This window comes from Pseudomonas sp. R5(2019) (assembly GCF_009905435.1).
In the GTDB taxonomy this organism is placed as follows: domain Bacteria; phylum Pseudomonadota; class Gammaproteobacteria; order Pseudomonadales; family Pseudomonadaceae; genus Aquipseudomonas.
The window spans coordinates 35,585-57,072 of sequence record NZ_JAAAMT010000027.1; the positions used below are offsets into that span (position 1 = coordinate 35,585).

The 21,488-nt window shown below is 63.3% G+C and carries 23 protein-coding genes and 1 tRNA gene; 5 read left to right on the forward strand and 19 right to left on the reverse strand.

Going from position 1 to position 21,488, the window contains the following annotated elements:
* The first annotated feature begins 27 nt into the window (after window positions 1-27).
* From GUY40_RS17610 to GUY40_RS17630, 5 genes are all read left to right on the forward strand, one after another.
* Window positions 28-1,578 (forward strand): BCCT family transporter, encoded by a 1,551-nt coding sequence (locus tag GUY40_RS17610; protein ID WP_166570185.1) that lies wholly within the window; start codon window positions 28-30, stop codon window positions 1,576-1,578.
* Window positions 1,579-1,604: 26 nt separating this feature from the next.
* Window positions 1,605-3,308, forward strand: coding sequence for a hypothetical protein (locus tag GUY40_RS17615; protein WP_166570221.1), 1,704 nt, complete (start codon window positions 1,605-1,607; stop codon window positions 3,306-3,308).
* A 1-nt stretch (window position 3,309) separates the two neighbouring features.
* Window positions 3,310-4,005 carry a DUF3726 domain-containing protein gene (locus tag GUY40_RS17620; protein WP_166570186.1) on the forward strand — a complete coding sequence of 232 codons (696 nt, stop codon included), beginning with the start codon at window positions 3,310-3,312 and terminating at the stop codon, window positions 4,003-4,005.
* Window positions 4,006-4,035: 30 nt separating this feature from the next.
* Window positions 4,036-4,425: a RidA family protein gene (locus GUY40_RS17625; RefSeq protein ID WP_166570187.1), complete on the forward strand. Its 390-nt coding sequence runs from the start codon at window positions 4,036-4,038 to the stop codon at window positions 4,423-4,425.
* 258 nt (window positions 4,426-4,683) lie between these two features.
* A tRNA-His gene (locus GUY40_RS17630) sits at window positions 4,684-4,759 on the forward strand.
* Window positions 4,760-5,568: 809 nt separating this feature from the next.
* On the opposite strand, the gene GUY40_RS17635 is transcribed toward GUY40_RS17630, so the two are convergent.
* From GUY40_RS17635 to GUY40_RS17725, 19 genes are all read right to left on the reverse strand, one after another.
* Window positions 5,569-5,826 (reverse strand): hypothetical protein, encoded by a 258-nt coding sequence (locus GUY40_RS17635; protein ID WP_166570188.1) that lies wholly within the window; start codon window positions 5,824-5,826, stop codon window positions 5,569-5,571.
* 327 nt (window positions 5,827-6,153) lie between these two features.
* On the reverse strand, window positions 6,154-6,993 hold the full coding sequence (locus GUY40_RS17640; RefSeq protein ID WP_166570189.1) for a CsgG/HfaB family protein: 840 nt from the start codon (window positions 6,991-6,993) through the stop codon (window positions 6,154-6,156).
* A 24-nt stretch (window positions 6,994-7,017) separates the two neighbouring features.
* The gene (locus tag GUY40_RS17645; RefSeq protein WP_166570190.1) at window positions 7,018-7,434 is read right to left on the reverse strand and encodes a curli assembly protein CsgF; all 417 of its coding nucleotides are present in this window, start codon (window positions 7,432-7,434) and stop codon (window positions 7,018-7,020) included.
* Window positions 7,431-7,826, reverse strand: coding sequence for a curli production assembly/transport protein CsgE (csgE, locus tag GUY40_RS17650; RefSeq protein WP_166570191.1), 396 nt, complete (start codon window positions 7,824-7,826; stop codon window positions 7,431-7,433). Before csgE ends, GUY40_RS17645 begins: the two co-directional genes overlap by 4 nt.
* Entirely contained in the window at window positions 7,823-8,356 is a 534-nt protein-coding gene (locus GUY40_RS17655) for a type II secretion system protein (protein WP_166570192.1), read from the reverse strand. The genes csgE and GUY40_RS17655 overlap by 4 nt, the downstream gene beginning before the upstream one ends.
* A complete protein-coding gene (locus GUY40_RS17660; protein WP_166570193.1) occupies window positions 8,331-8,705 on the reverse strand; it encodes a type II secretion system protein in 375 nt (124 codons plus the stop codon). Before GUY40_RS17660 ends, GUY40_RS17655 begins: the two co-directional genes overlap by 26 nt.
* Window positions 8,706-8,708: 3 nt before the next feature.
* The gene (locus tag GUY40_RS17665) at window positions 8,709-9,182 is read right to left on the reverse strand and encodes a type II secretion system protein (RefSeq protein WP_166570194.1); all 474 of its coding nucleotides are present in this window, start codon (window positions 9,180-9,182) and stop codon (window positions 8,709-8,711) included.
* 3 nt (window positions 9,183-9,185) lie between these two features.
* Window positions 9,186-11,066 carry a secretin N-terminal domain-containing protein gene (locus GUY40_RS17670; RefSeq protein ID WP_166570195.1) on the reverse strand — a complete coding sequence of 627 codons (1,881 nt, stop codon included), beginning with the start codon at window positions 11,064-11,066 and terminating at the stop codon, window positions 9,186-9,188.
* Window positions 11,063-11,563 (reverse strand): hypothetical protein, encoded by a 501-nt coding sequence (locus tag GUY40_RS17675; protein WP_166570196.1) that lies wholly within the window; start codon window positions 11,561-11,563, stop codon window positions 11,063-11,065. Before GUY40_RS17675 ends, GUY40_RS17670 begins: the two co-directional genes overlap by 4 nt.
* Window positions 11,563-12,111, reverse strand: a complete 549-nt coding sequence (locus GUY40_RS17680) for a GspMb/PilO family protein (protein WP_166570197.1) — start codon at window positions 12,109-12,111, stop codon at window positions 11,563-11,565. Before GUY40_RS17680 ends, GUY40_RS17675 begins: the two co-directional genes overlap by 1 nt.
* A complete protein-coding gene (locus GUY40_RS17685) occupies window positions 12,098-12,640 on the reverse strand; it encodes a PilN domain-containing protein (RefSeq protein ID WP_166570198.1) in 543 nt (180 codons plus the stop codon). The genes GUY40_RS17680 and GUY40_RS17685 overlap by 14 nt, the downstream gene beginning before the upstream one ends.
* A 1-nt stretch (window position 12,641) precedes the next feature.
* Complete coding sequence (locus tag GUY40_RS17690; RefSeq protein WP_166570199.1) at window positions 12,642-13,445, reverse strand: hypothetical protein; 804 nt, start codon at window positions 13,443-13,445, stop codon at window positions 12,642-12,644.
* The gene (locus GUY40_RS17695; RefSeq protein WP_166570200.1) at window positions 13,426-15,132 is read right to left on the reverse strand and encodes a GspE/PulE family protein; all 1,707 of its coding nucleotides are present in this window, start codon (window positions 15,130-15,132) and stop codon (window positions 13,426-13,428) included. Before GUY40_RS17695 ends, GUY40_RS17690 begins: the two co-directional genes overlap by 20 nt.
* A gap of 83 nt (window positions 15,133-15,215) precedes the next feature.
* Window positions 15,216-15,743 carry a response regulator gene (locus GUY40_RS17700; RefSeq protein WP_166570201.1) on the reverse strand — a complete coding sequence of 176 codons (528 nt, stop codon included), beginning with the start codon at window positions 15,741-15,743 and terminating at the stop codon, window positions 15,216-15,218.
* Window positions 15,744-15,975: 232 nt separating this feature from the next.
* On the reverse strand, window positions 15,976-16,638 hold the full coding sequence (locus GUY40_RS17705) for a SurA N-terminal domain-containing protein (protein WP_166570202.1): 663 nt from the start codon (window positions 16,636-16,638) through the stop codon (window positions 15,976-15,978).
* A gap of 15 nt (window positions 16,639-16,653) precedes the next feature.
* Window positions 16,654-18,210 (reverse strand): ABC transporter substrate-binding protein, encoded by a 1,557-nt coding sequence (locus GUY40_RS17710; RefSeq protein WP_166570203.1) that lies wholly within the window; start codon window positions 18,208-18,210, stop codon window positions 16,654-16,656.
* 8 nt (window positions 18,211-18,218) lie between these two features.
* Window positions 18,219-18,872, reverse strand: coding sequence for an SCO family protein (locus tag GUY40_RS17715; protein ID WP_166570204.1), 654 nt, complete (start codon window positions 18,870-18,872; stop codon window positions 18,219-18,221).
* On the reverse strand, window positions 18,869-19,516 hold the full coding sequence (locus GUY40_RS17720) for an SCO family protein (protein ID WP_256675785.1): 648 nt from the start codon (window positions 19,514-19,516) through the stop codon (window positions 18,869-18,871). The genes GUY40_RS17715 and GUY40_RS17720 overlap by 4 nt, the downstream gene beginning before the upstream one ends.
* Before the next feature lie 22 nt (window positions 19,517-19,538).
* On the reverse strand, window positions 19,539-21,482 hold the full coding sequence (locus tag GUY40_RS17725; RefSeq protein ID WP_166570206.1) for a YncE family protein: 1,944 nt from the start codon (window positions 21,480-21,482) through the stop codon (window positions 19,539-19,541).
* Window positions 21,483-21,488: the final 6 nt, after the last annotated feature.

The following is a 21,488-nucleotide window of genomic DNA, read 5'->3' on the forward strand; positions in this document are numbered from 1 at the left end:
AAACAATCGCCGGTCTTTGGAGGTTTCATGAAAAACCCAACCACCCTGCAAGCCGACGACCAGGCCCCGGGCCTGCCCGTCGCCCGCGATATCGACTGGCCGCTGTTCCTGATCAGCGGCGGTTTCCTGGCCGCCTTCCTGATCGCGGCACTGGTGGATATCGACGCCGTGTCGGCGCTGGTCAATACCCTGTTTGCCTGGTCCACCAAAGCCTTTGGCCTCTACTGGCAGGTGCTGATGCTGGCGACCTTCGTGATCAGCCTGGGCATCGGCTTTTCCAAATGTGGCCGTGTGCGCCTGGGTGGCGTTGATCAACGCCCAGACATCAGCACCTTCAACTGGATCGCCGTGATCATGTGCGCCTTGCTCGCCGGCGGTGGCGCCTTCTGGGCAGCCGCCGAACCGCTGATGCATTTCGCCAGCCCACCGCCGCTTTTTGCCGGCATCCAGCCGAACAGCGAAGCCGCAGCCACTGCCGCGCTTGCACAGTCGTTCGTGCATTGGGGCTTTCTGGCCTGGGCAGTGCTCGGCAGCCTGCTCGCCATCGTCTTGATGCACCTGCATTACGACAAGGGCTTGCCACTGGCGCCGCGCACCCTGCTCTACCCGCTGTTCGGCGAGCGCGCCTTGAAAGGCCCGATCGGGACGCTGGCGGACGCCGCCTCGATCATTGCGGTGGTGGCCGGTACCATCGGCCCGATCGGCTTCCTGGGGCTGCAAATCAGCAGCGCACTGCACGCGGTCTGGGGCCTGCCGAACGATATCGTCGCCCAGTCGATCACCATCATCCTGGTGACGCTGATGTACACCACCTCCTGCCTGGTCGGCCTCAAGGGCATCCGCTTCGTGAGCGAAATCAACGTCTGGCTGATGCTCGGGCTGGCGGTGTTCATGGTCGCCTTCGGCCCGACGCTGTTCATCCTTGGCGGCTTTCCTGCAGCGTTCGGCTTGCATGTCGAGCAGTTTATCCCGCTGACAATGTTCCGCGCCGACCCCAAGTGGCTGGACTGGTGGACGGTGTTCTACTGGGGCTGGTTTATCGGCTATGCACCGATGGTGGCGCTGTACGTCGCGCGGATCTCGCGGGGCCGGACCATCCGCGAGATCATCATGACGCTGTCGATCATCGCGCCCATCGTGACCATGTTCTGGTTCACCGTGGTCGGCGGCACCGGTATCGGCCTTGAGCTGCAAACACCCGGCAGCGTCACCGCCCATGGTAGCCAGCCCGAAGCCCTGCTGCTGGGCGTAACCCAGAACCTGCCGCTGGGTGGGCTGATCTCCGCGCTGTTCCTGTTCCTGAGCTTTATCTCGGTGGCGACCAATGGCGATGCCATGGCCTTTACCGTGGCGCTGGCGATGTCCAGCACCGACAAGCCGAAGAAATGGCTGTGCGGGTTCTGGGCCATTGGCATGGGCCTGGCCGCCGTGGTGCTGATCACCATCGGCGCCGGCGGCGTGACCGCCCTGCAATCCTTTATTGTCATCACCGCGGTGCCGGTGTCGCTGCTGATCCTGCCGGCGCTTTGGGATGCCGTGCGAATCGCCCGGCACCTGGCCCGCGAGCAAGGCGTCTGATCATGATGCGTTCAGGAATAACAATGATGTCGAACCTTGATAGCCACGCCGTTGATGCGGCCCCGTTGCGCCCCGCCGGGCAGGTCATGGACCTTGAGCGGTTGGGCAGCCACTTCCAGAGCCCCTTGAGTTTCGTGCGCAGCAGCATGCGGCGGATGATGAACCAGCAGTGGCGGATCCAGCGCAGCTGCTTCGACCTGGATGCCGAAGGTTTTGGCACTGCCATTTACCGCATCGACACGCCGACGGCGCATTACCACTGTGTGATTTTTTCGGCTTTCTTGCCGCCGGAAAAACGCAGTGACCGGGTGATCGCCGATCAGTGGGACGTCACCTTTGTGCTGGTCGCAGGGGATGTCGACGAGGCGCAACTGGCCGACCTGCAACGCAATGTGCCGCTGCAGGAAGCCGGCCGTTATGACGCCCGAGTGCTGGTGCTGTCGCGGGCCAACCGCAGCCTGCGCAACTTCGAGCGGTTTATCGCCGCACTGGCCGAAGGCAACCAGCCCGACCCTCGCCAGCTGGCCGAGGTCGGCTACCTCTACCGCACCACCGCCGTCTACGGTAACGGCAAGTTCGGCATCGCCGATTTCGGCTGCCTGCAAGACAGCGCCGATTTCAGCCAGCCGTTCAGCGCGCAGATGTTCACCGTCTACCTGCTGCGCCACTTCAGCGTCGAGCAGATCGAGCACATGGCGCGAGCACGAAATCCGCAGCGCGCCGTGAGCCTGGACAAGGCGTTGCAACGCTACCTCGGCGTTGGCAACTCCACCGGCCTGGGCATGGCGCCGTTTCTGCTCAACCATCCGCAATTGGTCAATCAGTGGCTGTGGGCGCGGGAAACCGGCCTGGCCCGAGTCCTGGCGCAACCCGCTGGCCCGGCGCAGCTGCAACGTTTTCACCGGCTGCTCGAGCGGGCACGCCTGCACCTGCAGCAAACCCTGACTGAAGACCAGCGCCAGAGCGCCCTTGACCAGCACACCCAGGCGGACCTTGAGCAACTGGGTGCCTGGCTCAATCGACAACCCGCCAGCAACGATCTCTGGCCGCGCCTGCAGGCCTGGGCCGAGGCGAATGCCAGCCTCGGTTGCCAGGAATTGCTGGTGAGCCTGTTGTTGGAGTTGTACCCCGATCTGGTCAATCCGCTGGCTGACGATATGGGTGTGGTCGAAGGCTGGCGGCTGGATGCGCACATGCCCCTGGCCGAGCTGCGCACACTGATTGAAAGCCACTACGGCTGGGCCTTGGCCTATGACTTCAACGCTGCCGACGCCGAGCACTTTTTCTGGTATCGCTCGGCCGAGAAGGAGGAGCCGCGGCTGGGTATGCGTGCCGAAGAGCCGGGTGCCGAGAAGGAGATGCAATTGGGTATTGCGCGCAATATCCAGCGCTGCCATGCGGCGGTGCTCCACCATCAACGCCAGTATCCCTTTGATCTCACCGCGCACTTTCTGATTGCCCAGCCGGCCTTCAAAGGCACGGTGCGGCGCCTGCAAGGCATGGCTACCTGCGCCTATGGCGAAATCCGCGCCAACCTGTTGGCCCACGACATGCTGCCGATCCACCTGCTGCGCTGCAAACTGGCGTTTTTCGGGGCCGGCAAGTTCGACCCCAAATCCAGCCGCTGGGTACGTATCACCCTGTTCCAGGGCGCGCCGCTGGTGAGCGAGATCGGCCAGCCGTTCGATGACGACTGGAACTTTGCGCTGATGCCAACGGGAGGTCTGTGAGATGCGCGTGTCCCTCAATGAAATTCAGGTGATGTGCCGCAAGGCGTTCGAAGGCATGGGCTTTGCCGTCGGCGACTGTGAAGACGCCGCTGACATGATCGGCTGGTTGCAGGTGCAAGGCCTGGACGGTGTCGGTGCCCTCGACAAAGCGCTGAGCTACTTGCAGGCCGAAGCCCATCGACCGTTTGCCCTGTGCTATGAGGACAGCGCGTTGCTGGTGTTGGATGCCAATGGTCAGAGCGTCTTGCGCTGCGCGGCTCAGGCCGTGGAACTGAGCCTGGCCAAAGCGCTGCACAACGGCCACGCCATCCTGCGCATCCGCCACTGCCACAACCGGCTGTTGTTACTCGGCTATCTGTGCCGGGGGGCGGAACTGGGGCTGGACATCCGTGCGCGCTGGCGTGATGCCCGGCAAACCCGGGTCGCCAGCTTCAGCGCCGGGAACACCCGGCCTGCGTTGCATATCGACGAACAGGCCGCAGATGTTCGAGGCGATGAGCAATGCATCACCGTCGAATTCACCCGCCCAGCCTCAGTGGCATGGATCCAGGCCGCTTCGCCTCCGGCCCTTGAGCAAGGCTTCCACGTCAGCGAACAGACCTGGCAGCGGCTCAAACAGCTGGCCGATCAGGTGCTGGTCGAAAGCACAGAAGCCTCGCGCCAGCGCGGCGCTGGCGGCGGCAGCGATGCCGACTGACACTCTCCACATTCACCAGGAAACCCCTTAATGAAATACGCCATCAAGACTGACTTGTTCGCCTCCCGCGCGCCGATGGAATGGGCCGTCGTCGGCAACGGCACGCTCTACACCGCGCAAATCCCCATCGACGCCAGTGGCCAGGTGGTCGAGGGCGGCATCGAAGCGCAAACCCGTCAGACGCTTGAAAACCTGCGCCATACCCTGATCTCGGCCAACAGCTCGTTGGATGCCGTGACGCAGGTGCTGATCTATGTCACCGACCGCAGCTACCTGGCGACGGTCAATGCGCTGTATGCCGAATACTTCCAGGCGCCCTTCCCCAACCGCGCGGCGATCGTGGTGGCGGGGCTGGCGCGTGAGGAAATGTTGGTGGAGTTGGTGGTGTATGCGTGCATAGACCCTGTAAACGCGGCATAACCTCTAATGTGGGAGCGGATTTATCCGCGAACAGGGGCAACGGGGCTCAGCCTGATACACCGCAGCGACTGAATTCGCGGATAAATCCGCTCCCACATCCTGAACTCCGAATTCAGATGACCCCAATGGAAAAGCCGTGGGCTAAGCCCTTGAATTTGATGGCTTAGGCTGGCCAAACGCAATTATTTTCAGCTTTTTGAAAAAATAGTTACCTATCAGCAAGTTATCGATGTAAGATGCGCCCCGCAACGCACAGTGGTGGGCGTAGCTCAGTTGGTAGAGCACAGGATTGTGACTCCTGTTGTCGTGGGTTCGATCCCCATCGTCCACCCCACTATTCGAAAACGCCGGTTCATTTGAACCGGCGTTTTTTTGCGTGCGCCACCGCGATCTCCCGCCCTACAAGCAAAGCTGACAACCCCAATCTCACAGGCCATGGCACGTTCCAACAAATGTGGGAGCGGATTTATCCGCGAAGCGCCGCGCGGGCGGCGCTCGATCTCAAGAACAATGGAAAAACCAAGGCAAGCACCTCTCACGGCTCATGCGATCTTCTGGCAGGCCACCCTCGCCTCGCCCCATCAGTATGAAGAGGGTTGTCTGAGGACCGTATCAAGGCTTCCAAGTGCTTGCCTTGGGTTTTGCGGCGCTGCCGAAATCGAGCGCCGCCCGCGCGGCGCTTCGCGGATAAATCCGCTCCCACATTTGTTGCAACGTGCCATGGCCTGTGAACTTGGAGTTGTCAGCCTTGTTTGTTCGGCCTTAGATCTGTGTGGTTTCGATGTGGCTATCGCGCAATCGCGCGATGAACACACTGCGGTGATTTCATCGCGGGCAAGCCTTGCTCCCACAAAAGCTCCCCGCTCAACATCGGCGTGAATGGCGATCGGTGTGGGAGCCAAGCTCAGCTCCTACCGGCGATGAAACTCCGTAGGAGCAAGGCTTGCCTGCGATGGGCCGCGCAGCGGCCCCCCGGCGATCACTCATTCGGGCTGCTGATTCGGCATGAATGGCGATCGGCGTGGGAGCCAAGCTTGCTCGCGATGAGGCCAGTAGAATCGGCAGAAGCCTGGCTGGAATAGGCGCGACTACTGACGACATGGCCTTGGACCTCACCGGCGTAATCGCGAGCAAGCTCAGCTCCTACCGGCGCTGACCCACCACCCGCTGCTCGATGACATCCATCACCTTGCAACCATCGCCAATCAACAAAGCGGCCGCATCGAATACCGCCCACATATCCGAAAGCTCAGCCGTCGGAGGCATATGTTTGAGTAAATCCCGGCCCAGCGTCAGCCGGTGGTTGGCGCAGATCACAAGATCGAGCAGGTCGGCCTGGGTATCGAGGTGAAGGACAGCGGGTTCAGTGGTGGGATCGTAAAGCGGGATGTAGTTGGGCATGAATGCAGCCTCGTGCAAGAGATTAAAAACGCCATGAGTCACGCATGCGGGAAATCACCCACATACGGAAACAGACGGTGTTGTTCTTGCGCAGGCTGCTAACCCTGGTTCGCTGATTTGCAGCGACGGGGCGCAGAGTAGCGTCGAAGGATTCAAATTTCAATATGGTCATCATCTGGGGCTGCTTTGCAGCCCATCGCGGCCAGGTCCGCTCCTACACCGACTGCGTAACTCAAACTCGGCCAGGCCGCGAACTGAATGTAGGAGCGGCGGTCCGGCGTCCCGGCCTGGCCGCGATGGGCCGCGCAGCGGCCCCCCGGCGATCACTCATTCGGGCTGCTGATACTGAGTCAGGTATTTATCGACGGTCGCACTGTCCGACCCATCCGCCACCGCCCACATCCGCCGCTCGATCCCCTGGGCCAGCAGGTGCCCCACCGCCGCTTCGATCGCCGACAGCACACACAGTTGCGCCGGTTCGTTGGTGGTGTAGCCGGCTTCGGCTTCGAGCAGTTTCTTGAACTCGATGAACTTGAACACGCCAGCGCTGCGAGCCACTGAGTAGATGGTCTTGCTGGTCATGACGTTGGCCAGTACTTGCCCGCTGCGTACGTCCACCGCGCGCAGGTTGACGGTGACCTGGTCGACCCGGTATTCACGGGCGATGTCGATCCCCAGGTAGCGCGCCCCTTCCCCGCCGCTGCGTACGTTGGTGTCGTAGGCGGTGATGCCGCCTTCGAGCATCAGGTTGGCCGCCTGCAGCGGTGGCAGTTCGGCCTGGATATTGACTGGGGTATTGGGTTTTTTCTGCGAAGCACGGATGATTTTGCGTTCCGTCAGCAAATTCTGCAGACCTTCACGTTCCAGCACCATGAACCAGCCGCTGGCTGACAAGGCGTCCATCAGCATGCTTGCCGCGCCCTGGGTGACGCTGGTGGAGAACGAGCTGGCAGGCGTTGGCTTGTATTGCCCGGTCTGATCGCGGAAGCCATACACCACCGCCATCAGCTTGCCTCTTGGGCGCGGCATGTTCAGCAGGTCGTAATAGGTCGAGGCCCGTGGGGTGAGGGTTGGGGTTTTCGGGTCGTGTTCAGCCGGCATCGGTTCGCGCAGGCTGCAGCCTTGCAACAGGACAACCGCCATCAGGGTCAGCAGAATTCTTTTCATGATTTTCTCCCTTTAACCTGGCGCTTATTGGGCCAGGCCATTGACCTGAATTTCAGAAATTTCACCGGTCACGCGGTCCGTCACCTCAATACTCAAGGCTCCGGAATCGTCGATCACGTTGACAATGAAGGCATCCGTGGACAGGGTTCCGCCCTGGCCGTTAGAGACGTTGTCCAACAGTTGCGAGAGCAGCCGCGATTGCAATTGGGCGGTGAAGCGTTCCAGCGCCGAGGTGCCGGTGGTGGTGCGATCCTTGAGGTCCGGGTCGTCGTAATCGTTCTGGGACTGAGCGTTGTTGAGCAGCCAGGTGCCGTTGAGCGGGTTGCCGCCGAACGAAGGGTTGATCGGGGTGTAGACCAGTTCGGTAGCCAGGGCCTGGCCGCAGAGGCCGGCGCTGACCAGCAACATGGCGGCACGCAGCGAGAGGGTCTTGGTGTTCATAATTCGTCCTTCTCCAGATCAGTAGTGTCCTGCAGTAATGCCTCCAGCTTGCGCTGGATAATCTGCGCCTTGACCAGGTCCGCGGCTTCATATGCCACGGCCTGCAGTTCCACGGTGTTGGGCGGCAAAAACCGCCGGTACACCAGCCGTTGTTGATACTCGACCGTCACCAGGCTGCCCCAACGGGCCGACGGCCTCTCGCGCACCACCAGGTTGAAATCCAGACGGCTGGTGGCACGCAGCCGTTCGGTGAAGCTGTAATAGAAGTCGTGGCCAATGTGGGAGATGGTGTTGTCGACGATAAAGCCCTTCATTTCGTCTTCTTCAGAGGCCTGCAGCGGGCTGCACAGCAGCGCCACGACCAGCCCGAGCACAGCTGCCAGGCGGTTCATTCACCACCTCCCTGGCTGAGCGATTTGCGCCCACCGGTAGCGGATTCCATAAAGGCCTTCTCGGCCACGAACTGCCAGTCGGCGTAGTGAGTCACGCCTTCGAAATCGGACCACTGGGCCGGGAAGCCGGACTGCTTCAGGGGGGTGGCCTGGGAGCGGCTGTAGACCCCGGTGATGCGTCCGTCGATCGAGCGCACCAGACCCCAATCTTCGGTTTGGCTGATCGGGTCCGGGTAGAGCCTGCGCAGGTGCCGTTTGGGCGACGGGAAACGGTTGTCCTCCAGCAGCTCTGCCAGGTCCTCCGGGTACTGAGCCAGGCCCGGCGAAGCGCGGTAGTAGCTGCGCAGCGCCTGGGCATATTGGCTGCCGACCCAGATCAGCTCACGCTCGCGCTCCCGCTTGGCCGCGGTCGACCACAGCTGACCGGCTGCCGCCAGGGCCATGCTGCTCAGGGCGATCAGCAACAACACGCCCAGGTACGTGAAACCGCCCATGGCGGCAGGGTTACCACTCTGAGTAAAGGCTGCCATCACGCGCCCTCCCGGTTGAACCGCTTTTCACATCGGCAACACCACCGGCCACGCCATCGGGTGGGGAGATCGGTTGCCAGGTGTCGCGCTTGCCGTTGATCGGGTCCAGCGGGGCGCCGCGCAGGTAGCGCTGCTCCACCAGCTGTTCGATGGAATCGGGGTAATGACCGGTGTCGCCGTAGTAGTGGTCCAGTGCTTCGCGCATCACCGCCAGGCTCTGGCGCAGGGTGGTCTCGCGCGAGGTTTCCAGGCTGTTGAAGTAGCGCGGCACGGCGATGGTCATCAACGTCGCGATGATCGCCAGCACCACCAGCAGCTCGATCAAGGTAAAGCCCTTCTGTCGTTCCATGATTCACCACTCCTTGTAGGCGATGCCGTTGAGGCCCAGGCCCTGGGCCCTGGAGTACACATCGAAGACGTCTTGACCACTGCGCGGGTTGTCGCTGGAGCTGGTGTAGGAACGCAGGCCCCAGCCACCTTCATCGTTAGGCTTGGTGCTCAGCAGCGGGTCACGCGGGATGCGTCGCAGGAAGTAGAACTTGGCGCCCTTGGCGCTGCGCACATCACGTACACCCTCCACCAGCACCTGAAGGTTGGGCGGGTAGCCGCTGTCGTTCAGCGACTTCTCGATCCAGCCCGCATCAAATGCCCGTTTGTAGGCATCGATGGCGTCGCGAATCTGATACAGCGACGCCTTCAGGTCTTGCTCCTTGTTGCGACGAACCACGGTTTCGGTCAGTGGCGCGGCGATCGCCGCCAACAGGCCGATCAGCGCCAGGGTCACCACTACTTCAATCAGGGTGAAGCCTCGCTCTGTGCGTTTCATGGCTCAGTGCCTCGTCGCTACAGGGGTCGATGGGGTCGCCGAGGCCGGGGTCGACGCGGCGGTCATCGGTGCGCTGGGCCGACCTTCGCCGTCGGTCTTGAGCGCATCGGGCTGGTTGGAACGGCCCATCGACGGGATGTGCATGCTGGTTTCGGTGCCGGTCGGGAATTCCATGTCCGACGGGCTCTTGTACGGCAGGTTGCGCACAATGCGCGGGGTGATCGACAGCACCAGCTCCGACTTGCCCATGGTGTTCTTGTGGCTGCCGAACAGCCGGCCCAGCGCCGGGATGTCGCCCAGCCCCGGAATCTTGTTGCCGGTGGCGCCGTGGTCGTTGCGTACCAGGCCGGCCAGCACCTGGGTTTCGCCGTCGTGCAGGCGCAGGCTGGTCTGGGCGTTGCGGGTGTCGACCTGAACCGGGATGGTGCCCTGACGGGTCGGCTCCAGCGGCGTGGCGTTACTCACTTCCAGGGCAATCTTGATCGCCACTTCGTTGTTCAGGTGCACCACCGGGGTGACTTCCAGTTTAAGACCGACATCCAGGTAGGTAACGCTTTCAGTGATGACCGGTCCCTGGGTCGAGGGCACCGAGGTGGCGCTGATGATCGGTACCCGCTGGCCGATGTGGATACGCGCCTGCTCACGGTTGCTGACGCGAATCACGGGGCTGGCCAGGGTGTTGATGTCGTTGTCCTGGGCGTTGATTTTCAGCTGTGGCGACGGCGCGATGGAGATGCGCCCGGAGTTGATCCCGCGCAGCTGGTCGAGCACGTTGACACCGGTGCCGTCGGCGTTGATCACGCCGAAGGTGTTGGGCCATTGCATCCCCAGGTCGAGGATGCGTTGGCTGGCGACCTCCATCACTTGCACTTCCAGCACCACTTCCGGGTTGGACTGATCCTGGGCCTGCAGCAGCTTCTCGGCCATGCGCACGGCATCCGGGGTGTCGCGCATGGTCAGGGTATTGAGGCGCTCGTCGACGAACACGTCACGGGTCTTGAGCATGGTCTTGACCATGTTCAGCGCGGCATTGGTATCAATGCTGGTCAGGTAGAAGGTGCGCATCACCAACTCCTGGTAGTCCTTGGTTTTTTGCGGCGAATCGGGGTAGATCAGCAGGGTGTTTTCGTTCACCACTTTCTGGTGCAGCTGGTTCTGGTCCAGCAACAGGGCAATCGCGTCTTCGATGCGCACGTCACGCACGAAGATGGTGGCTTTCATGTCCGGGCGCAGGTCTTTGTCGAAGATGAAGTTCAGGCCGGCGACCTGGCTCAGCACCTCGAAGATGGTCTTGAGGTTGGCTTCGCGAAACTCCAGGGTAACCGGCTTGTCCAGGCGGGTACGCAGTTGCGGGTACTGGGTGACGTTGCGGCTTTGCACCAGCTCCACGTCCTTGCGCAGGGCCAGGCCACCTTCGTTTTGCGGGTCGAGCAGGAGGATTTCGCGCACCTCTTTTTCAGCGCCGAAGATGTCACCCCGGCGCAAGGCGGCCTGACCGATGTTCACGCGCTCCGCCAGGTTGCTCATCTGCTCCATCTGGCGAATCGCTTCCTTGGCGCGGCCATTGGAGGGCTCGATGCTGAGCACCCGGCTGTAGGCCTGGCGGGCACCGGTGAAGTCGTGACGGGAACGATCGCTGTCGCCCTGGGTGATCAGGGCTTCGACCGCCCGGGCACGGCCGCTGATCAACGCCAGGTTAAGCTCGGTGTCACGCGGCGATTGGGCCAGGCCTTCCTGGATTCGGGCCAGGCCCGCTTCGTACTGCCCCCCCTCGATCAATGCCTGCCCTTCTTTGCGCACACCGGTGGTACCGCATCCGGCCAGCGCCACACACAGCGCGAGCATCAGGCCAGGGACCGGTTTATTCAAACGAGCCATGTTCATGGTGCACTCCCTACAGACAAGGTCTGGGTCAAATGCAAAGGCAGGTAGACCAGGCTCAGCTCGGTGGCCGAGATGTGGTCAATGCGGTAGGTGTTGTCGATCACGTCGCCGTGGCGCACGACGTAGAGTTTTTCGCCGTTCTGCAGAAAAATCTGCTGGTCCTGCTGGTTGTCCAGCCGGCCGATGAACTGGAACGGCAGCGGTGGTGCCGTCGGTGCCGGCTCGTCCGGTGCAGCGGCCAGCGGCTGTTCGGTGACGGTGGCCATCGCGACAACCGGCTTCCAGCTCTTGGCTGCGAACAGGTCACCGGCAATGGCCGGCTTGTCCTTGTTCGCCTGCGCCTTGGCCGCCTGTGCCGGCGTGGCCTCCTGGCTGCCGGCCACGGAGGCGGCGTCGGTTGCCGGCGCAGGTTCAGTGAAAAAGTGTTCGGGAATCCAGGTCAGCGCCGCCGCCACCGTGAAGAATCCCAACCAGCCGAGGGTGCGTTTAGTGTTCATCATGACCTCGAGAGGTACAGAGTCATACGAATGCGCCCGGTCAGTTCGGTATCACTGATCCGTTTGCGTTGCAGGTCGATGTCTTCCAGTACCAGCGCCGGCAGCTGGGTCAGCAAGGCGTGCAGGAAGCGCCGCACTTGCGGGTAGTTGCCGCGTATCGGCAATACGATCGAGTAGCGTGCCAGCCGGGTTTTCGGGTCGCTGCCCAAGCTGTATTCACCGCGCGACAGGGTGATGCGTTCGAGGGCCGCCAGGGCGTAGATCCGGTCGATCGCGTCAGTGGCCTGGGGCTGGGCCGGCAGGCTGCTGCGAAAATCCTCCAGTTGGCGCTGGGGCACCAGTGGCGCGGCTTCACTGCCTTGGGCGATGCGGGCCTGATAGGCCTCGGCGTTGGCCAGCTGCTGCTCGACGTCGGTCAGAAACCGCTCACCCGGTAGCAGCACTGCCGCGCCCTGCCCCAGCGTCACCAGCAACAGCGCGCCGCCGGCAATGCCTGGCCAACCGAGTTGGCGCAGGCGTTCATGGATGATCAATCTAGGGATTCGCATCGCTGATCTCCCAACTGGCCGAGAGGTTGAACTGCACCGGCTGCTCGGGAACCTGGGCGACGATTTCGTGGCTGAGCAACGACACGTCGTGCAGTTCATCGCTGGCTTCGAGCAGTTTGTGGAACGCCAGCATCGCTTCCAGGTCGCGCGCTTCGGCGCTGATGCGGACCTGGCCCTTGCGTGCATCCGGGGTCAGTGACAACAGCGCCACATTTTCTCGCGGCAAGGCTTCGAGCATCGCGAACAGGCGCTCCCAAGGGCGGCGCAGTTGTTTGGAGACTTCATGCATCTGCTCCAGGTGCTCGGTTTGTTCGCGGGTCTGGGCCGCCGACAAGGTGCGCTTGGCGGTGTTGCCGTTGAGGTGTGTCTCGATGGCCTGCAACCGCTGTTGTTGTTCGGCCAGTTGGGCGTCCTGTTGCTGTTGCAGGAAGAACACCCCGGCGGCCAGCACCACGCCTGCCACCAGCAGGCTCCAGCTCAGCGGGCCGACCCGGCGTACGGGTTTGAAGTCGAGCATGAGCGGGCGCATGTCAGGCCACCGCCCGGGACATGACGAACAACACGTCACGTACCGGTTCCTGTTCGACGGCCAGGCTGCACAGCTGCACCCCGGCGATCTGCGGTGGCGAGTCCAGGCGACCCGGGGCGTGGAGGAAAACCCCCAGCGGTTGGTCATGCTGGGAGGCCAGCAGCACCACTTCGCGGGCGATCATCGCGCTCAGGGCGGCATCGCTGTCGTTGCCGCCCACCGAGTGCACCGATACCCAGCGCCCGGCGCGGGCCATCAGCAACACGCTGCGCGACGGCTCGGCGACTACAAAGAGGAAGTTGTTCTGGTCAAGCTTTCGACCAAAGCGGTTGTAGGCAGCCATCAGGTAGGGTTGCACCGAGACCAATTTAAGCCCGCGTGCTTCGGCAATGGCGTCCAGCCGTTGCAGCAGCGCCTGAGGCAAGGCCACGGCGATGCGGTCATGCCCGGCCGCTTCCGGCGACAGGGTCAGCCGCCAGTCTTGCCCAGCAACACCGTATCGCTCCTCGAAGCAGACCTGGGCATAGGCGAGCAATTCGGCCGGGCTGTGGATCTGTTCGCTCCAGGGCACCAGGCCGTAGCGGCTGTACTGGCTCGACAGCACCACGCACAGTTCGGCGCGCCGAGGGGCGTGTTGCGCCAGCAACCGTTCGAGCGTGTCCAGGGCCACCGACCCGGCCGTCTGCGGGTCGCTGATAAAGCCGACGCTGCCCAGCCACTGTTGTTCGCGGCCATGGCGTCGACACAGACCCACGCCACCGCTGCCGATCACGGCGATATAACGCTCAGGCGACAAAAGTGACACGATTGATCTCCTCAAGGGTCGTACGCCCTTCTCGAACCAGTTCCAGTGCCGAGGTACGCAGCAGGCGCAAGCCGCGGCTGCAGGCCAGCGCCTTGATTTTCGAAGTCGGTTGGCGCTCCACGATCAGCTGGCGAATTTCGTCGTCCAGGTGCAGCAGTTCGGCGATGGCGGTCCGGCCGCGGTAGCCGGTGCCACGGCACTGGCCGCAGCCGCGGCCGTGGACGAAGTGGTAGTCGGCTACCGCATCGGCCTGCAGGCCCGAGGCCGCCAGCTCTTCGCTGTCCGGCACATGGGGCTCGGCGCAGGCCGGGCAGACCAGCCGGATCAGGCGCTGGGCCAGCACGGCGTTGAGCGCCGAGACGAAGCTGTAGGGGTCCACTTCCATCTGGGTGAAACGGCCGATCACATCGAACACGTTGTTGGCGTGGATGGTGGTGAACACCAGGTGGCCGGTCAGGGCCGATTGCACGGCGATCTGGGCGGTGTCGGGATCACGGATCTCGCCGACCATGATCTTGTCCGGGTCATGGCGCAGGATCGAACGCAGGCCGCGGGCGAAGGTCAGGCCCTTCTTCTCGTTGACGGGGATCTGCAGCACACCCGGCAGCTGATATTCCACCGGGTCTTCGATGGTGACGATCTTGTCCACGCCGTGGTTGATCTCGGTGATCATCGCGTACAGGGTGGTGGTCTTGCCGCTGCCGGTGGGGCCGGTCACCAGCACCATGCCGTAGGGTTCGGCGGCCAGCCGGCGCAGGCTGCGCAGGGTTTCGTCGGCAAAGCCCAGGGCCTGCAGTTGCACGCCGCTGACCCGGTCGCTCAGGTCTTGCTTGTCCAGCACCCGCAGCACTGCGTCTTCGCCGAAGATGCTCGGCATGATCGAGACCCGGAAGTCGATCTGGCGGCCACTGATGCCGATCTTGAAGCGGCCGTCCTGTGGCACGCGTTTTTCGCCGATGTCCAGTTCGGCCATGACCTTGACCCGGGAAATGACCTGCTCGGCAAACTCGGTGCCGCTGACCTTGCCGATGTTGTTCAGCACCCCATCGATCCGGTACTTGATCACCAGGCCCGTGCCGGTGGTGCCCAGGTGGATGTCGCTGGCGTGCATCTTCAAGGCATCGTAGAGCGTGGAGTTGACCAGCTTGACCACTGTGCTGGCGTCTTCGCTGATGCTGGTCAGCGACAGGCTCTGCAGGGTGTCGATTTCGACAACGGCATTGGTGGCGGCGTTGAGCGACTCCACCGCATGAAAGCTTTCTTCGTGGCGGGCAAGGCAGGCGGCCAGGTCGGCGGCATGCACCAGGTACAGCGGTGCGCCGTTCAGGCATTCATCGATCCAGGCCAGGCGGCTGCCGTCGAAGGGGTCGGCAAACACGCCAATGACGACGTCACCATGGCGCAGCAACATGAATTCGCGTTTCAGGCACTGGGCCAGGCTGACCCGGTCGAACTCTGGCGTGGCCGCGAACAGCGATGGGGTGTCGAGTACCGGGTAATGCAAGGTGGCGCCCAGGCGTTCAACGAACGCGGCAGGCTCCAGTGCACTCAAGGTGTCGAGGGCTTGCAGCACGCGCTCGCCGGAGGCGGCGGCGCTGGTGTGGGCCTGGGCCAGCAGCTCGCAGGCAAAAACGGGTGACGCAATCGCTCTGATCGGGGATTCGACGGCAATCAACAGACGTTCCATGGCATGTACTCCAACGCCTCGGGGCGGTAGCCCAGTTGGCGCGGCCAGCCATTACGGCACTGCCGAAACGTCAGATCGCGCCCCTACTCCCCGGTGCGCCGTTGAGCGTCATCAGGCGCGGTAGAGGCCGGTTTTCGGCGATCTGCCAGCACCCAGCTGCCGTCATACAACTGCAGGGGGAAATTCTCGTTCCTGCCCTGGCGTCGTTCGACGAACCCTTCAGCACGGTTGGCGCCAGGCTTGGGCTCCCGCTTTACCCCTATCAGGTCACAGACTGCACGGGCCAATTCCGCCAACGGAAAGGGTTTGAACAGGATATGACTGACGTTTCGCTGGATCGCGCCCTCTTTGACCTCAGTGGTCGGGTGGGCGGTGATCAGCACGAAATGACAGTCCCTGTGTTGGCGAACAGCCTCGAGAATCTGAAAACCCGTCATGTCGGGTAAACGGAAATCGAGCACTACGACGTCGGGTGCAAACTCCTCAGCCGCTTTGATGGCTGTGGAACCGTCGTGGGCAACACGGACCTCCAGACCTTGCGCCCCGAGATACATTTCGAGGTTTGCCGCCAGGATCTGTTCGTCTTCGACTACCAGTACTTTGTTCAACAAGGTCGACTCCTTGAAACACGTCAGGTCCGGTTTCCCGTCCTGGCAGAGCGTCGCCTTGATTAGGCTTGAGCACGCTTCGTGCCAGGCGTAACGCTTCATTTAGAAGCGGTGTATGCCATTGATTTATCTAGATATTTTTTTACCACCGAACAGGGCAGCCCGGCACCGCCCCCAAAAGCGGGGGAAGCATTTGAACGTCCCGTCAGCGGTCTCCCCAACATTGGGGGTTGCTTCACCCGGCGTCAATGCGCTCGATGCTGCCCTGGGCGCGCAATCGCTCCAGCAACGCCCTGGCCGCGAGCATCTGCTGTCGATTGGAATAGTGGGTTTTAAGCCATGCGAGTCCCTGCTCCGTTGAGACCATGGCCTCAAAGGTTTGGTTCGATTGGCTGAGCAGGACGCTGCCCTCACCTGCGTAAAACGCCTTGAGCTGCTCAACATCGGGCTCCTCGACACGGGTCAGCTGCGCGTAGACGGCCTGCGCGGCCATTTCGTGACGAGTGTAGTCGGCGAAACTTTGCTCATCGAACCCGGCCTCGGCCAGGCGCCGCGAGAAGGTCTCGGGCGATCCGAACGCCTGGCGCAGGTCGGCAATCTCGGCCGCGACCACGCTGTCCTCGATCACCACGCCCTGGCGCAGTGCTTCCTGCCAGAGCAACTCCTTGTCGACCAGCTCATCCAGCGCCGCGCTGCGCAGGCGGCCATAGACGCTGGGGCTGCGAATGCTGGTAACGGCGCGGCCCTCGGCCTTCAGGTAGTCGGCGAAATAATGTTCAAGGCGCATCTGGCTGATCTCCACTCCATTGACCCTGGCTGCCACCGGGCCGTCCACAGGCAAGGCCTGAGCGAGCGGCAGCCAGCAACAGATGAGCGATAACGCGATCCAGGCTTTCATGCGGTACCTCCTGAGTCAGGGCGCCGTGTCGCTTTGCAGAAACGGCGCCACTGGATAAAACAGCGGATCGGGCAACTCGACAGTGACCACGTGGGCGCCACTGAGGCCCTGGTGTTTGCCGGGGCCGAAACTCACCGGCGGGGTCAGCCCGGTGGCGAAGTCGTGCAGGCCCTCGAGGGCGGCCACCAGTTTTTCCCGGCTGGCGTCGCGGCCGGCGCGCTTGAGCCCTTCGCTGAGCAACAGCACTGAACAGTAGGTGCCCACCTGCAACAAGGCATGCTGGCTGTCCAGGCCCTGGCGCTGGCGCAATTCGATCAATCCGGCCTTGCCGGCCAGCGTCCAGTCGCTGGGGATAAACGGATAGGCCAGGAACACCCGACGCGAATACTCGACCGGCAGTTGCTGGACCTCGCCGGCCACCTGATTGGACACCGCAAACAGGTACGGCGCCGTGGCCTGGGCCCTGTACTGCTCGGCGAGCGCGAGAAAGCCTGTGCCATCGCCCAGCCAGAACACCGTGTTGACCGGGGCCACGGGGGCACTCACAGGCTCGGCATCCGGATCATCAACGGCCTGCAGGCGTACCTGCTGCCAACCGTGGGACTGCAAGTCGTTTTGCAGTTTCAGCGCCGCCTGGTGCTGGCCGCTGCCGGCCTGATAAGCCACCACGCCAGGCAAGTCGCGGGCCTCCAGGTGCTCGCTGGCGTAACGGGCCAGGGCCAGCAGTTGTTCGCGCAGGCCCGGCAGCGGTTCGAAAATCTGCGGGCTGGCCAGGCTGTTGCCCAGCAGCGACTGCGCGCCGACCATGGGCACCCCGCTCTGCTCCAGGCGCTCGGCCAGCTGACTGTCCAGCGCCGGGGCCAGGGGGGCGATCAGGGCAAACACCTGCTCTTCGCCGAGCAACTGCTGCAAGGCACGCTCGGCGCTTTGCTGGTCGGGGCCCGGGTCGAGGTTGACCAACTGCAGTTGGCGACCATGAATGCCGCCGGCTTCGTTGATTCGCGCCAGGCTGCCTTCCAGGATCGCCGCCACCGTCGCGGCGGCCGGCGCCAGGGGACCTGTGCGTGGCAACAAGGTACCCAGTCGCAGATGTTCGGCCTGCACGCCGGGGTCGCGGTCTTCACTCAGGCGCTTGAGGTAGGCGGTGAGGTTTTGCTGGTCGCCACTGGACAGCACAAAGCGAGGCATGGCCGGGTCCAGCCGATTGCCGGCCGGGTCGACGCCTTCTTGCACCGCACGGGCCAGCTTGCCTTCGCTGTAAGCCGGGTAACGGCGGCCGTTGGTGTGCCCACTGGCCTGGCTCAGGCGTTGCCAGGTGATGTCCGGTGGGCGTACCCCGCCTTCGGGGCGGCCACGGCCATCGGTGCCGTGGCAATTGGCGCAGGGCAAGGCCGTGCCGGGCAGCAGCATGTCGGCGGCGCCCACCCGGGCCGAGACTTCAGCGCCGCTGGTCGACACGCCCTCTGTGTACAAGCGCTTGCCGGCCAACTCCTGGGGCGTCATGTCCAGGGCCACGGCGGGTCCGCTCAGGCAGACCAGCAGTCCGAGCGCGGCGATCAGGGAGGTCACCATGGCCGTACTCACCGTCCGGCCAGAGGCTGGGACAGCAGTTTCAGGCGCTCGGCGATGGCCTCGGCCGGCGCATCCGGGCGGACCTTGCTCCAGCGTTTATGGGCGACGTCACCGACGATCAGTTGGGTGGAGTGTTGTTCCGGGCTCGGGATCAGGTGGCCAAGGCGCCCCAACACCAGGTCCATATTGGCCTTGTCACCCGTCAGGAACAGCCAGTTGGGGTCATCGGCGCCCTGCTTGGCGGCAAAGGCCTTGAGGGTGGCCGGCGTGTCGCGCTGCGGGTCGCTGCTCAGCGTAATGAACACCACCTGGCTGGCCAGCGGTTCGCCGAGGGCATCGCGTACTTCCTTGAGCTTGCGGGTGATCAGCGGGCAGGCGTCGGTGCAGTGGGTAAAGATCACATTGAGCAGGACCACCTTGTTTTTCAGCACATCGCTGTAGAAGCGCAGCTCATTGCCATGCTGATCCTTCACCAGCGTGTCGGTGAAGTAGGTCTGGGCGTCGTGTGTGCCGGTGCTCGGTGCAGGCGTCACCAGCCTGGTCTCGGGCTTTTCATGGCCTTCATGCGCCATGGCGACCTGGGTGAACATCAACAGGCAGCCGAGCAGCACCCGCCAATCGAAGGCACGCAGGCCGCTGACACGCAAGGTCGAGGCGCTCATGGCTGTTGCTCCAGGGCGACGGCGGTGTGTTTGGCATGGACGCGGCGGGCCCCCAGGCGTTCGATTTCACTGACCAGCACGGCCGGGTCGGTAAAGCCGTAGAAGCGGGTCCAGTGGCCACTGCGACCGTCGCCGACCAGGATCAGTGGCGGGTGGTTCTTCAAGTCAGGGTTGAAACTGCCCAGGCCCTTGAGGGTTTCGGTGACCGCGTACTGGGTACCGGTCAGCCAGCTCCAGCCCGGGCCGTCCTGAAACTTGCGCGCATAGCCCTGCAGCCGCTTGGGGTCGTCGCGCAGCGGGTCGACACTGATCGACACCAACTGCACTTCGTCGCCGACCCGCCCGCCCAGTTGTTTCTGGACCTTGCCCATGATCGACGACACCACCGGGCACACCGTGCTGCAGCTGGTGTAGATAAAGCCCATCAACACGATCTTGTCGCCCACCAGGTCCTTCTCCAGGCGCACCGGCATGCCGTTCTGGTCCAGCAGCGAGACATCGGCAAAGCGCACCTCGGCGCGCTCCCGTTGTGGTGCGGCGGGCGCATGGCCTTCGTGCCCGGCCGCCGAATGGGCGTGAGCCAGGCCCATGTTCAATGCCCCGAGGGCCAAGGCCAGGGTGCACATCAGCTTGAAAGTCTTCATCGTCATCCCCTTGTCGATAGATTCAGCGTGCGGCCTGTGCAGGGACCACCCGCAGGCTGGCGAAGGCCTTGTCCCCCAGGCTGTTCCCCAATGATGGGGAACGCACATGGACGTACCAGGCGCCGCTCTGGGCCAACTCCAGCGGTGCTTCATAAAGCCCCTCGCTCACTTCCCGCACCGGGATCTCCCGGGCCCGGGAGGACGGCGCCAGGTAGTAACGCACGGTCAAATCCTTGAGGCCCGCACGCGGCTCGCCCTGCCCTTGCAACACCTTGAAGCGCAGGGTGTAGGGCTGGCCGGCGGTCAGCGGCGCGTGGTCCTTGAGGAACTCCAGCCGAGGCGCGCCCGCCGGTATGGCGCCAGAGCGCTGTTCAACCTGGGTGCTGAAGCAATGAATGATTTGCGGCTGGTTGAGCAGGAACGCCACATCGAAGCGCCCCGCGGCCGGCAGCTTCAGCGTCGAGCTGTACACCCCGGGCGAGACCTCCCGCAGGCTGCGGTCGACCACCAGCGCGGCACGTGCCACATGGCCACGATTGAGGTAACCCGACATCGGCGCGTTCATGCCTTCGGTGTAGAAATAGGTGGTGTTGTCGACCGGGTTGACCACAAATACCGCGTTGTCATCGCGTGCCGGCACCAGGCCCTGGGCCAGCGGCAGGTCACCGGCCTGGCGCGGTGCGGCGGGGCCTGCGTCAAAGCCCTGGACGATCGGCTGGCGGCCCTCGCCCAGGCTCGACAGGTTGACCATGGTGACTTTCGGCGAGGCCAGCCCGCGGATGTAGGCATAAGCCTGGGTGAAGGTCACCTGGTAGGGTTCGGCCGAGACGTCCAGCTGGTGGATGACCTTGTCGGTGGCCGCATCAATCACCAGCGCCTGGTTGGTCAACGTATTGAGGGCAACGCCAAAGCGCCCGTCGTGGCTGAAGCGCATCGGCCCCAGGCCTTGTTGGGCCTGGATCACGCTGCGCACTTCAAGGCTGCTGGCATCGACCACGGTGATAGTGCCGTCCTTGCCGTCGGCCACGTACGCCGCCTGGGACAGCTTCGATACCGCCACCGACAGCGGGTTTGAGCCGGTTTTCAGGCTTTTGCGCAGTATCCGGCTGGCGGTGTCGATCACGCTCAGGGTGCCGCTGTCGCGGTTGCTGACAAACGCCAGCTGCGAGTCCTTGCTGAAGGCGATCTCGTGGTGGCCTGGGCCGGTGGCGATAAAGCCCACCGGTTTGAGGCTGTTGGTGTCGATCAGGCTGACACCGCTGTGGGCCAGGTCCTGGTCGTTGTTTCCGACCCACAGCAGGCGCCCGTCCGGTTGCAGGGCCACGCGCACCGGCTGCTTGCCAGCGGCGATGGTGCCGACCAGCTGGAACTTGTCGGTGTCGATCACCGCCACCTCACCGGCTTCAGGCATCGACACGAAGACCCGTTTGTCGTCGTCGCTGGACACCCAATCCATCGGCGGGCGCGGCAGGTCGATGCGGGCCATGGTGCTGGTGGTGCCGCCCACCGAAACGGTGGGGTCGATCACGCTCAGGCTGGCGTCCTTGTTCAGCACCAGCAGAAAGTAGCTGTTGAGGTCCATCAACGGGCGTGCACCGATGCTGCTCCTGAGGAACAGCGCCACCCGCGACTTGCAGCTTTTATCGCGGTCGCGGACCGCCTCGTCCTCCAGCGCCGGGTCCAGCCAGGCGCCGGGGGAAACCCCCGACAGTGGCTGGCCGGACGTTTGGTCGGTGATCTTGAAGCTGACCCTGGCATAACTGCCTTCAATCAACGCCGCACCGGCCACCAGGGGCCGCAGTTCAAAGTCGACGGCAATCCCATCGCGCACCAGCCGATTGTCTTCCTGACGGGCCAAAGCGGCCTCGACTTGATCACACCACATTTCCTCGTAGCCGATCCCCAGGCCCAGCAGGGTAAGCCCTGCCAGCATGCCGAAGACAACAGGTCTGCTCTTCTTGTTCATGACTGC